The sequence below is a fragment of the Sphingomonas corticis genome (genome assembly GCF_012035195.1).
GTDB classification, from domain to species: Bacteria; Pseudomonadota; Alphaproteobacteria; order Sphingomonadales; family Sphingomonadaceae; genus Sphingomonas; species Sphingomonas corticis.
On the sequence record NZ_JAAVJH010000003.1, the window covers coordinates 242846 to 254689 of the forward strand.

General features: G+C 70.1%; 11 protein-coding genes. 6 read left to right on the forward strand and 5 right to left on the reverse strand.

Going from position 1 to position 11844, the window contains the following annotated elements; translation table 11 throughout:
• Positions 1–80: 80 nt before the first annotated feature.
• Entirely contained in the window at positions 81–1409 is a 1329-nt protein-coding gene (locus HBH26_RS06185; protein WP_168133932.1) for an MFS transporter, read from the forward strand.
• Here the strand turns inward: HBH26_RS06185 and glpD are convergent.
• Positions 1378–2844: a glycerol-3-phosphate dehydrogenase gene (gene glpD / locus HBH26_RS06190; RefSeq protein WP_168133728.1), complete on the reverse strand. Its 1467-nt coding sequence runs from the start codon at positions 2842–2844 to the stop codon at positions 1378–1380. The two genes, HBH26_RS06185 and glpD, sit on opposite strands and share 32 nt — an antisense overlap.
• A gap of 71 nt (positions 2845–2915) precedes the next feature.
• On the opposite strand from glpD, the gene glpK reads away from it, so the two are divergent.
• From glpK to HBH26_RS06205, 3 genes are all read left to right on the forward strand, one after another.
• Positions 2916–4388: a glycerol kinase GlpK gene (gene glpK, locus HBH26_RS06195; protein ID WP_168133729.1), complete on the forward strand. Its 1473-nt coding sequence runs from the start codon at positions 2916–2918 to the stop codon at positions 4386–4388.
• 69 nt (positions 4389–4457) lie between these two features.
• Positions 4458–5117 carry an HPP family protein gene (locus HBH26_RS06200; RefSeq protein WP_168133933.1) on the forward strand — a complete coding sequence of 220 codons (660 nt, stop codon included), beginning with the start codon at positions 4458–4460 and terminating at the stop codon, positions 5115–5117.
• 111 nt (positions 5118–5228) lie between these two features.
• Positions 5229–6521 carry an MFS transporter gene (locus HBH26_RS06205; RefSeq protein WP_239024602.1) on the forward strand — a complete coding sequence of 431 codons (1293 nt, stop codon included), beginning with the start codon at positions 5229–5231 and terminating at the stop codon, positions 6519–6521.
• A gap of 7 nt (positions 6522–6528) precedes the next feature.
• Here HBH26_RS06205 and HBH26_RS06210 read toward each other — a convergent pair whose 3' ends face one another.
• The 4 genes from HBH26_RS06210 to HBH26_RS06225 all read right to left on the reverse strand — a co-directional run bounded on the left by HBH26_RS06210 (position 6529) and on the right by HBH26_RS06225 (position 8792).
• On the reverse strand, positions 6529–7419 hold the full coding sequence (locus HBH26_RS06210; protein WP_168133730.1) for an LOG family protein: 891 nt from the start codon (positions 7417–7419) through the stop codon (positions 6529–6531).
• A gap of 45 nt (positions 7420–7464) precedes the next feature.
• Positions 7465–8151, reverse strand: coding sequence for an extensin family protein (locus HBH26_RS06215; protein WP_420824978.1), 687 nt, complete (start codon positions 8149–8151; stop codon positions 7465–7467).
• A gap of 62 nt (positions 8152–8213) precedes the next feature.
• Entirely contained in the window at positions 8214–8378 is a 165-nt protein-coding gene (locus tag HBH26_RS06220) for a hypothetical protein (protein ID WP_168133731.1), read from the reverse strand.
• 111 nt (positions 8379–8489) lie between these two features.
• On the reverse strand, positions 8490–8792 hold the full coding sequence (locus HBH26_RS06225; protein WP_168133732.1) for a DUF4328 domain-containing protein: 303 nt from the start codon (positions 8790–8792) through the stop codon (positions 8490–8492).
• Between the two features lie 220 nt (positions 8793–9012).
• On the opposite strand from HBH26_RS06225, the gene HBH26_RS06230 reads away from it, so the two are divergent.
• Together HBH26_RS06230 and serA are read left to right on the forward strand one after the other, a co-directional pair.
• Positions 9013–10137 (forward strand): phosphoserine transaminase, encoded by a 1125-nt coding sequence (locus tag HBH26_RS06230; RefSeq protein WP_209308363.1) that lies wholly within the window; start codon positions 9013–9015, stop codon positions 10135–10137.
• Positions 10138–10234: 97 nt separating this feature from the next.
• Positions 10235–11812 carry a phosphoglycerate dehydrogenase gene (gene serA, locus HBH26_RS06235; protein WP_168133734.1) on the forward strand — a complete coding sequence of 526 codons (1578 nt, stop codon included), beginning with the start codon at positions 10235–10237 and terminating at the stop codon, positions 11810–11812.
• Positions 11813–11844 lie beyond the last annotated feature (32 nt).

The following is an 11844-nucleotide window of genomic DNA, read 5'->3' on the forward strand; positions in this document are numbered from 1 at the left end:
AGGACAATTTGTCCTATCCCCTGCAACGCACGACGCGACTATTTGCCCCGCTCGAGCGTTCGGAATCACGGAAACATATGATGGTTGAGGCTACCGCCCATTCCGCGCCGCTGGAGCGCGACGCCCGCGCCATCCACGGCCACGATGACGCGCACGTCAATCCGGCGGAGATCGCCATCGGCGTCATCATCGGCCGTACGTCCGAGTTCTTCGACTTCTTCGTCTACGCGCTCGCCTCGGTGATCGTGTTTCCCGCGCTGGTCTTCCCGTGGATGGACCGGCTGACCGCCACCTTGTGGTCGTTCGCGATCTTCCCGCTGGCGTTCATCGCGCGGCCGATCGGCACGCAGATCTTCATGGCGATCGACCGGCGCCACGGCCGCGGCACGAAGCTGACCATCGCCTTGTTCCTGCTCGGCACCTCGACCGTGGCGGTGGCCTTCCTGCCCGGCGCGGCGCAGGTCGGCATCTGGTCCGCGCTGCTCCTCGCCCTGTTCCGCATCGGACAGGGGATCGCGCTTGGCGGGGCATGGGACGGGCTCGCCTCGCTCCTCGCGCTCAACGCGCCCGAGCAGAAGCGCGGCTGGTGGGCGATGGTGCCGCAGCTGGGCGCTCCGCTGGGCCTGATGCTGGCGAGCGGGCTGTTCGCCTTCTTCCTCGGCACGCTGTCGCCGGAGGATTTCATCAGCTGGGGCTGGCGCTATCCCTTCTTCGTCGCCTTTGCCGTCAACGTCGTCGCGCTGTTCGCTCGGCTGCGCATCGTGGTGACTCCGGAATACAACGAGATGTTCAAGAGCCGCGAGCTGACGCCTAGCCGCGTGACGGCGACGCTGAAGGCGCAGTGGCGCAACATCGTCATCGGTGCCTTCGCGCCGCTCGCCAGCTTCGCGCTGTTCCACATGGTGACGGTGTTCCCGCTGTCGTGGGTGGCGCTGTTCACGCGCGAGAGCATCACGCGCTTCCTGCTGATCGAGCTGGTCGGCGGGATGTTCGGCGTGGCGGCGATCATCGTCTCCGGCCTGCTCGCCGATCGCATCGGGCGGCGCTCGCTGCTCGGCTATACCGCGGCGGCGATCGCCGTCTTCTCCGGCTTCGCGCCGCAGCTGCTGGACGCGGGGGAGCGCGGGGAGGCGGTGTTCATGATCGGCGGCTTCATCCTGCTCGGCCTGTCGTTCGGCCAGTCGTCGGGCGCGGTGACCAGCAACTTTCCCAAGCGGGCGCGCTACACCGGTGCGGCGCTGACCAGCGATCTGGCCTGGCTGTTCGGCGCCGGTTTCGCCCCGCTGGCGGCGCTGCTGCTGGCCGAATGGTTCGGGCTGATCGCGGCGGGCGCCTACCTCCTGTCGGGCGCGGTCGCGACGCTGATCGCGCTCGGCCTCAACAAGGAACTCGGGCGGCGGCTCGACTGAGATGGGCGTCCAGCCGCTCGCGCGTGCCCGGCGGCACGTGGAGACCCAGCTTGCTGCGCCGGAACAGCACGTCCTCGCTCGTCCGCGCCCATTCCCGCGCGACCAGGTGATCCACCTCGCCCGTGGTCAGCCCGCCGCCCAGGTCCTCGCCCCCCGCAGCGAGGATCGCGGCGGCGTCGGTTCCGTAGGCGCGCACCAGCCGCCGCAGCCGCGCGGTCGCGGCGCCGGGATGCGACGCCTGTAGCCCGAGCACCAGCGCCTCCGCATCGCCGTCGGGCAGCGCGCCGCCGGGCAGCGCCTGGCCGGCGGTCCAGTCCGCGGAGGCGGGAAGCCACGGTCCCAGCGTCGCCATCGCGTGTTCGGCGAGCTTGCGGTATGTCGTGATCTTGCCGCCGAAGATGCTGAGCAGCGGCGCGCCCTCGCCGTCGAGGTCGAGGACGTAGTCGCGCGTCACCGCGGAGGCGCTGGCGGCGTGATCGTCGTGCAGCGGGCGGATGCCCGCGTAGCTCCACTTCACGTCGCCCTCCGCCACCGGCCGGGCGAAGTAGCGCGCGACCGTCTCCAGCAGGTAGCGCGTCTCATCCGGTGCGATCGTCGCGGGGCCGGGCGACTGCGTCCACGGCTCGTCGGTGGTGCCGACCAGCGTGAAGTCGCGCTCGTAGGGGATGGCGAAGACGATGCGGCGGTCGGGGTTCTGCAGCATGAAGGCGTGCTCGCCCGCGTACAGCCGCGGCACGACGATGTGGCTCCCCTTCACCAGCCGCACGCCGGGACGCTGCCGGTTGGAGGGCACGCGCCCGAGCACGTCCGCCACCCACGGTCCCGCCGCGTTGACCAGAATGCGCGCGCGGATCTCCCGCGCGGCGCCGCCGTCGTCGATGACCGCGCGCCAGCCGTCGGCGTCCCGGCGGGCGGACAGGAAGCGCGTGCGCGTCAGCACCTCGGCGCCGCGATCCGCCGCGTCGCGCGCGTTGAGGACGACCAGCCGGCTGTCGTCCACCCAGCAGTCGGAGTAGACGAACGCCTTGCCGCGCCGGTCGGACAGCCCCTCGCCGCAGGCGCCGTCCAGCGGCACGGTCTGCGTCCCCGGCAGCGAGCGGCGGCCGCCGATGTGGTCGTAGAGGAACAGCCCCGTTCGAACCAGCCACGCCGGCCGCGGCGAGCGCGTCTGCGGCAGCACGAAGCGCAGCGGCCAGATGATGTGCGGCGCGATGCCGAGCAGCCGCTCGCGCTCGCGCAGCGATTCGCGCACCAGCCGGAACTCGCCATATTCCAGGTAGCGCAGCCCGCCGTGGATCAGCTTGGTCGATGCCGAGGAGGTGTGGCTGGCCAGGTCGTCCTGCTCGACCAGCGTCACCGTCAGCCCGCGCCCGGCCGCGTCGCGCGCGATGCCCGCGCCGTTGATGCCCCCGCCGACGATGAGTAGATCGCGCATCGACCCCCTGTACGCGCCGCGCCGCCTGCGCGAAAGGTGCGCTAGCGGAACGAGCAAACGGGGGAGAGCGGATGGCGGACCACATCCTTGTCATCGACCAGGGCACCACCTCCACCCGCGCCATTGTGTTCGACGGCGAGGCGCGCCGCGTCGCCATCGCGAAGCGCGAATTCGCGCAGCATTACCCCGCGCCGGGCTGGGTCGAGCACGATCCCGCGGACATCTGGCGCGACACACTGGCGGTGGCGCGCGAGGCGATGGAGCGCGCGGCGCGACCGATCGCGGCGATCGGCATCACCAACCAGCGCGAGACGGCGGTGGTGTGGGACCGCGCCACGGGCGAGCCGATCCACCGCGCCATCGTGTGGCAGGATCGCCGCGGTGCCGACACCTGCCGCGCGCTCAAAGGGGAGGAGGCGACCGTGCGCGCGCGCACCGGGTTGCTGATCGATCCCTATTTCTCCGCCACGAAGATCGCCTGGATCCTGGACAACGTCGCGGGCGCGCGGGCGCGCGCGGAACGTGGCGAGCTGGCGTTCGGCACGATCGACAGCTTCCTGATCCATCGCCTGACCGGCGGCGCGGTCCACGCCACCGACGTCACCAACGCCAGCCGCACGATGCTGTTCGACATTCACCGCGGCGAGTGGGACGAGGAATTATGCCACCTGTTCCGCGTGCCCGCGGCGATGTTGCCGCAGGTACACGACAATGCGCACCTCTACGGCACCACCGCCGCCGGGCTGTTCGACCGCCCGCTGCCGATCGCGGGCGTGGCCGGGGACCAGCAGGCGGCGCTGTTCGGCCAGGCCTGTTTCGCGCGCGGCATGGCGAAGTCCACCTATGGCACCGGCTGCTTCCTGCTGCTCAACACGGGCGAGGAGGCGATCGCGTCGGAGCACCGCCTGCTGACCACCCCGGCGTGGCGCAGCGGCGGGACGACCACCTACGCTCTGGAGGGGTCGATCTTCGTCGCCGGGGCAGCGGTGAAGTGGCTGCGCGACGGACTGGGCGTCATCACCCACGCGTCGCAGACCGACGACATGGCGACGCAGGTGCCCGACAGCCACGGCGTCTATATGGTGCCCGCCTTCACCGGGCTGGGCGCACCGCACTGGGACGCGCAGGCGCGCGGCGCAATCTACGGCCTGACGCTGGGGGCCACCGCCGCGCACCTGGCGCGCGCCGCGCTGGAGGCGGTGGCCTATCAGACGATGGATCTGGTCGACGCGATGGTGGCGGACGGCGGCGAGCGGCCCGCGATCCTGCGCGTCGACGGCGGCATGGCGGCGAACGACTGGCTCTGCACCTTCATGGCGGGGATGATCGGCACCCCGGTGGAACGCCCGCACGACCTGGAGACCACCGCCCGCGGCGCCGCCTTCCACGCCGGGCTGGCGACCGGGGTGTGGAGCGGCACCGACGAACTGGGCAGGCTGTGGCAGCGCGAGCGTTGCTTCGAGCCCTCCATGGCCGACGACCGTCGCATCGCGCTGTCGGCGGGATGGCACGACGCGGTGCGGCGGACGCTTACCGGCGACTGAGGCGGGGCGGGCTTGACCGCGGAGGGGAGGATGATAGCCGCCACCGCCTGTCCACTGCGCGAGCGATCCTTGCCCATCTTCAAACCCTTACTGGCCGGTGCCAACCTGCGCGACCGGCTGGTCGCGTGCCTGTGCGCCGCGATCGGCATTGCGCTCACCATCGTCGTCTGCGCCGGGTTGCCGCTGGCCCGCGCGGACCTGCCGATCATCGTCGCGCCGCTGGGCGCCTCGGCGGTGCTGGTGTTCGCCGTGCCGTCGAGCCCGCTGGCGCAGCCGTGGCCGGTGGTGGGGGGCAACACGATCTCGACCCTGGTCGGCGTCGCCGCCTTCCACCTCGTGCCGCAGCCGACGCTGGCGGCGGGGGTGGCGGTCGGCGCGGCGATCCTCGTCATGTCGCTGCTGCGCTGCCTCCACCCGCCCGGCGGCGCCGCTGCGCTGACCGCGGTGATCGGCAGCCAGGGCATCCACGACGCGGGCTATGCCTTCGCCTTCGCGCCGGTCGCGATCAATTCGATTGCGCTGGTCGCGCTGGCCATGTTCCTGCACCGCGCCACCGCCCACAGCTACCCGCACGAACCCGCTCCCGCCGTGACGGTGCGGTGGCTCGACCCGGCGGACGTCGACGCCGCGCTGGAGGAGATGCACGAGAGCTTCGACATCGCGCGCGAGGACCTCGACGCGCTGCTCGCCCGCGCCGAGCGCCACGCTGAGGCGCGGCGCGGGCGCTGACGCCCGACTATTTTCGGGCTTTCCCCACGCGCCCCGTCGGTTACATTGATGGTAGCGATAACGCAGGTGAGGATAGGCGAGGATGCCACGCAGTAGCGGCACGGACGCGACATGAGCGCGCCCACCTTCGATCCAACGCGCGCCGCGCTGATGCGTCCCGCCGGGCGCCGACGCTGGGGCGTGGTGGCGCTGCTCTTCGCCGCGACCGTCATCAACTACATCGACCGGCAGATGATCGGCATCCTCAAGCCGACGCTCTCCGCGGAGTTCGGCTGGTCGGAGGGCGATTACGCGGACATCGTCTTCTTCTTCACCGTCGCCTACGCCATCGGCTACGTCAGCTTCGGGCGCATCGTCGACAAGGTGGGGACGCGCATCGGCTATGCCGTCGCCTTTGTGATCTGGCAGGGCGCGCATATCGCGCACGGCCTCGCGTCAGGGGTCACGCAGTTCGCGATGGCGCGGTTCGCGCTCGGCATCGGCGAGTCGGGCAGCTTCCCCTCGGCGATCAAGGCCGTGACCGAGTGGTTCCCGGCGCGCGAGCGGGCGCTGGCGATCGGCATCTTCAACGCCGGCGCGAACGTCGGCGCGGTGGTGACGCCGCTGTTGGTGCCGTTCCTGGTCGTCACGGTCGGCTGGCGCATGGCGTTCGTCGTCACCGGCGTCGCCAGCCTCGTCTGGCTGGCGGCGTGGTGGGCGCTCTACCGTCGTCCGCGCGAGACCGCGGCGGTCGCGCCGGACGAACTGGCGTGGATCGAGCAGGATCCGCCCGAACCCGTCGCAACCGTGCCGTGGACGCGCGTGCTGCTGACGCGCGAGACCTGGGCCTATGCGCTCGGCCGCTTCTGCATCGATCCGATCTGGTGGTTCTTCCTGTTCTGGCTGCCGGGCTATCTCGGCGAGCGCTACGGCCTCGATCTCAAGAGCTTCGGTCCGCCGCTGGTCGCGATCTACCTCATCTCGGACCTGGGCAGCGTGGCGGGCGGGTGGCTGTCTTCCCGGCTGCTGCACCGCGGCTGGGGCGTGAACGCGGCGCGCAAGGCCACGATGGCGCTGGCCGCGGTCGCGGTACTGCCCGTCCTCTTCGCGCAGGGGATCGACAATCTGTGGCTGGCGGTGCTGGTGATCGGCATCGCCACCGCCGCGCACCAGGCATTCTCGGCGAACCTCTACGCCATCCCCACCGACATGTTCCCGCTGGCCGCAGTCGGATCGGTGATCGGCATCGGCGGCACGGCGGGGGCGGTCGGCGGCATGGTAATGGCGAAGTACGCCGGCTTCGTGCTCGACCGGATCGGCAGCTACGTGCCGCTGTTCGCCGTCGCGGGCAGCGCGTACCTGGTCGCGCTGCTCCTCATCCACCTGCTCTCGCCGCGCCTCGCCCGCGTCGACATGGCGCGGTGAGGTCGCGTCAGGCGCCCGGCGGCGTGGGCGCCTTCTCCTGCCGCTCGCGATAGAATTGCTGCACGACGGCCCAGCCCTCCGCCGCGCTCTCGCAGTAGCGGAAGATGCCGAGGTCGCGCTCGGAGATCACGCCCTCCTCGACCAGCGCCTCGAAGTTGACGACGCGCTCCCAGAACTCGCGGCCGAACAGCAGCACGGGAATCGGCTCGATCTTGCCCGTCTGGATCAGCGTCAGCAGTTCGAACAGCTCGTCGAACGTGCCGAAGCCGCCAGGGAAGGCCGCCAGCGCGCGTGCGTGGAGCAGGAAATGCATCTTCCGCAGCGCGAAATAGTGGAATTGCGTGCTCAGCGCGGGCGTGACGTAGGGGTTGGGCGCCTGCTCGTGCGGCAGGACGATGTTCAGGCCGATCGATTCGGCGTGCACGTCCGCCGCGCCGCGGTTGGCCGCCTCCATGATCGATGGCCCGCCGCCCGAGCAGACGACGAAGTGCCGCTTGCCCGCCTCGTCGCGCGGGAAGTTGGAGCACAATTGCGCGAGCTCACGCGCCATGTCGTAGTAGCGCGACTTGGCGACCAGCCGCTCCGCCACCTTCCTCGCCTTGTCGTCGGTGGCGAGATCCAGCAGCGCCTGTGCCTTGGCGGGCTCGGGTATCCGCGCCGATCCGTAGAAGACGAAGGTGGAGCCGATATGCGCCTCGTCCAGGATCACCTGCGTCTTCAGCAGCTCCAGCTGGAAGCGCACGGGCCGCAAATCCTCGCGCAGCAGGAAGTCCATGTCCTGGAACGCCAGCTTGTACGCCGGGCTTTCCGTCTGTGGGGTGGAGATGCTCTGCTCGGCGGCGCGGGCATCGGTGCTGGCACGCGGGAAAACGCGGCTGGGAACGCGGGTCTCTGTCATCCCAGCGCGATACGGCCGGTTGATGACGGGGGCAAGTAAGCGAGGTTAGCGACAGAAGTTCGCGCCGTCGTCTTCCAGGTGGAGGTGGTCCTTGTGCGCGGCGTTGTAGTCCGGCGACAGCACGGTGCCGAAGCGGCGGCAGGCGGAGGTGCGGATGGTCTGGAGGAACCGGCGCACCTGCGGATCGGCGCTGTTCCAGTCGGACAGGATCGAGACGCGGCGCCCGTCCTTCAGCTCGAACGCGGACACGTCGATCGCATTGGCCAGCGCGTGGCCCGACCGGCGCCCCGGCCCCTTGGTGCCGATGGTGTTGCGGCAGGCGTAACTGCCCATCGTCAGGATGCGCGACAGCTCGCTGCCCAGGATCTGGTAGGCCGCGGGCGCCACGCCGTTGCGCGCCCAGGCGGCGAAGGCGCGCGCCTGACCGCAGCGGATCGCGCCCAGGTTCGCGGTGGGCACGCCGATGTCGAGCAGCTTCACCGTGCCGACCAGCCCGCATCCGGGCGCGAACTGACGGTCGGGCAGGGGCGTGAAATCGACGCCCAGGTTGCGCAGGTCCGTCTCGCACGCCGCGGTCTCGCGGATGGAAGGGCCCGCCACCTTGCCGATCGGTGGTGGCGGCGCGGGGCGCTCCGTGCGGCCGCAGGCGGCGAGCAGGGCGAACAGCGCCAGCGCCGCGCTTCGGCGCCGTCCCGTCGTGCCGTGCCACATGCTGATGCCGCCCCTTGCCACGGGCGACGCCTACGCCGCGACGGATGAACCGCCAATGGCCGCGGGGCGAACGGTGCGGCCGGTCAGTCGAAGCTCGCCGCACGCTCCAGCCGCGCCGCCTGCATCGCCGACAGTTGGGCGATCAGCCGCCGCAGCAGCAGGACAAGCGGCACGTCGATCAGCAGCGAGCCGACGAAGAACCAGTCCACCACGATCAGCTCCGCCCCGGTGTCCGCCTGCAGCGACACGCGGAACACGAGATTGTCGAGCAGCGTGGTGGCGATCCACTATCCCCACCCGTCCTGATCCAGCCGGGCAGGGCGACGGTATCCGGTCGGTCCGGATTTCACCGTCGCGGTTTACGCCTCGCGCACTCCTTGGAACGGTTTCCACAGATTGCCGACCGCCACGAAGAACCAGCCGACGTTCCAGTCGGGCGGCATGGTCATCGCGGCACTGAAGGCATGGGCATTGCGACCCGCCACGTAGATCCAGCGGAAGACCAGGATGCCGCAGATGATCGACGCCAACATGTAGACAAGGGCGGCGATTTCCGTCCCGGTCAGCGGAGCGTCGGCGTTCACGGTAGTGAAGCGCCGGGACCCATCTTCGATCATCGCGCTCAACATCATGATTTCAATGCGCAATGCCAGTGCCTCCACAGCATCGGCCCCCGACCAGATCCTAAGGCCACGATCGTGCGTCTTGCCAGCGCCAGCGGCATCTGTGTCCCGATCGGCTTCTCCATGACGAAACCACGCCGGGGGTGTTCGATACTGTCGAGCGGACGATTGCGGTTGCCAGCCCGCCGCCGCGCGGCTAGTGCCGTCGACGGGCCACGCGGTCCCAACGCCGCGCGTGCTCTCTGTAAGGAGAGTTGAATTGACCGACGTTACCAAGCCGCAGGCGAAGCCTGCGCGGCCGCACTTCTCGTCCGGCCCCTGCGCCAAGCCGCCGGGCTACGACCCCGCCAGCCTCGCCACCGCGGTCCTCGGCCGCTCGCATCGTTCGAAGCTGGGCAAGCAGCGACTGCAATATTGCATCGAGCTGATGCGCGAGCTGCTGAATCTGCCCGACACGCATCGCATCGGCATCGTGCCCGGATCGGACACGGGCGCGTTCGAGATGGCGATGTGGACGATGCTGGGCGCGCGCCCGGTCACCGCGCTGGCGTGGGAGAGCTTCGGCGAGGGCTGGGTGACCGACGCGGTCAAGCAGCTGAAGATCGACCCGACCGTGCTGCGCGCCGACTACGGCCAGCTGCCGGACCTGTCCGCGGTGGACTGGTCGGACGACGTCCTCTTCACCTGGAACGGCACCACCAGCGGCGTGCGCGTGCCGGACGGCGACTGGATCGCCGACGATCGCGAGGGGCTGTCCTTCGCCGACGCGACCAGCGGCGTCTTCGCCTACGACCTGCCGTGGGACAAGATCGACGTTGCCACGTTCAGCTGGCAGAAGGTGCTGGGCGGGGAGGGCGCGCACGGCGTCCTGATCCTGGGCCCGCGCGCGGTCGAGCGGCTGGAGAGCCATACCCCCGCCTGGCCGCTGCCCAAGGTGTTCCGCCTCGTGTCGAAGGGCAAGCTCGCCGAGGGCGTGTTCAAGGGCGAGACGATCAACACGCCGTCGATGCTGGCCGTCGAGGATGCGATCTGGGCGCTCGAATGGGCCAAGTCGCTGGGGGCGGGCGGTTTGATCGCGCGCTCCGACGCCAATGCCGCCGCGCTGGATCGCATCGTCGCGGAGCGCGACTGGCTCGGGCATCTCGCGGTGGACGAAGCGTCTCGGTCGAGGACCAGCGTCTGCCTGACGGTCGATGCCGACGAGGCGGTCATCAAGAAGATGGTGGCGCTGCTCGAGGCGGAGGACGCCGCCTACGACATCGGCGGCTATCGCGATGCGCCGCCCGGTCTGCGCATCTGGTGCGGCGCCACGGTCGACACCGCCGATATCGAGGCGATGGGGCCGTGGCTCGACTGGGCTTATGCGACCGCGAAGGCCGGCTGACGAAATACGTCACCCCAGCGAAAGCTGGGGTCTCTCTCCCCATAGCGTGCCCATGCAGCACGAGATCCCGGCTTTCGCTGGGATGACGAGGTGAACCATGCCCAAGGTACTGATTTCCGACAAGATGGACCCCCGCGCCGCCGAGATCTTCCGCGAGCGCGGCGTCGAGGTGGACGAGATCACCGGCAAGACGCCGGACGAGCTGAAGGCGATGATCGGCCAGTATGACGGCCTGGCCATCCGCAGCTCGACCAAGGTGACGAAGGACATTCTCGAGCACGCCACCAACCTGAAGGTCGTCGGCCGGGCCGGCATCGGCGTCGACAACGTCGACATCCCTGCCGCCTCGGCCAAGGGCGTGGTCGTGATGAACACGCCGTTCGGCAACTCGATCACCACGGCGGAGCACGCGATCGCGCTGATGTTCGCGCTCGCGCGCCAGCTGCCGGAGGCGGACGCCTCGACGCAGGCGGGCAAGTGGGAGAAGAACCGCTTCATGGGCGTCGAGCTGACGGGCAAGACGCTGGGCCTGATCGGCGCGGGCAACATCGGCTCGATCGTCGCGGATCGCGCGCTCGGCCTCAAGATGAAGGTGGTCGCCTTCGACCCGTTCCTGACTGAGGAGCGCGCGGTGGAGATGGGCGTGACCAAGGCGACGCTGGACGAGCTGCTCGCCCGCGCCGACTTCATCACGCTGCACACGCCGCTGACCGACCAGACGCGCAACATCCTGTCGGCGGAGAACCTCGCGAAGACGAAGGCGGGCGTGCGCATCATCAACTGCGCGCGCGGCGGCCTGATCGACGAGGCGGCGCTCAAGGCGGGGCTGGACAGCGGCCACATCGCGGGCGCCGCGCTGGACGTGTTCGTCGAGGAACCTGCGAAGGCCTCGCCGCTGTTCGGCACGCCGGGCTTCGTGTCCACGCCGCACCTCGGCGCCTCCACCACGGAGGCGCAGGTCAACGTCGCGATCCAGGTGGCCGAGCAGATGGCCGACTATCTCGTGTCCGGCGGCGTGACGAACGCGCTCAACATGCCGAGCCTCTCCGCGGAGGAGGCGCCCAAGCTGCGCCCGTACATGGGGCTGGCGGAGAAGCTGGGCAGCCTGGTCGGCCAGCTGACCACCGGCGCGATCGACCGCGTGTCGATCCACCGCGAGGGCGCGGCGGCGGAGCTCAATCCCAAGCCCGTCACCAGCGCCGTCCTGACCGGCTTTCTGCGCACGCAGACCGATACGGTGAACATGGTCAACGCCCCCGTCCTCGCCCGCGACCGCGGCATGGAGGTGCGCGAGGTGCGGATCGAGCGCGAGGGCGACTATCACACCCTGCTGCGCGTATCCGTCCGGACCGCGGACGGCGAACGCTCGGTCGCCGGCACGCTGTTCGGTGACGCCAACCCGCGGCTGGTCGAGCTGTTCGGCATCAAGGTGGAGGCGGACCTCGCCGGGCACATGCTGTACGTGGTGAACGAGGACGCGCCCGGCTTCATCGGCCGCATCGGCACGCTGCTGGGCGAGCGGGGCGTGAACATCGGCACCTTCCACCTCGGCCGGCGCCAGGCGGGTGGTGAGGCGGTGCTGCTGCTGTCGGTGGACGGCGCGGTGTCGCCCGAGCTGCTGGCGCAGGTGAAGGCGCTGCCGGGCGTGAAGACGGCGATGGGGCTGTCGTTCTGACGTGGTGATCTCCTCTCCCCGCTCGCGGGGAG

What these genes read in the sequence shown, in the direction of transcription:
- glpK (WP_168133729.1), top strand. Translation starts at nt 2,916, where the DNA reads ATGGCGGACCACATCCTTGTCATCGACCAGGGCACCACCTCCACCCGC.
- glpD (WP_168133728.1), bottom strand. Translation starts at nt 2,844, where the DNA reads ATGCGCGATCTACTCATCGTCGGCGGGGGCATCAACGGCGCGGGCATC.
- HBH26_RS06185 (WP_168133932.1), top strand. Translation starts at nt 81, where the DNA reads ATGGTTGAGGCTACCGCCCATTCCGCGCCGCTGGAGCGCGACGCCCGC.
- HBH26_RS06210 (WP_168133730.1), bottom strand. Translation starts at nt 7,419, where the DNA reads ATGACAGAGACCCGCGTTCCCAGCCGCGTTTTCCCGCGTGCCAGCACC.
- serA (WP_168133734.1), top strand. Translation starts at nt 10,235, where the DNA reads ATGCCCAAGGTACTGATTTCCGACAAGATGGACCCCCGCGCCGCCGAG.
- HBH26_RS06205 (WP_239024602.1), top strand. Translation starts at nt 5,229, where the DNA reads ATGAGCGCGCCCACCTTCGATCCAACGCGCGCCGCGCTGATGCGTCCC.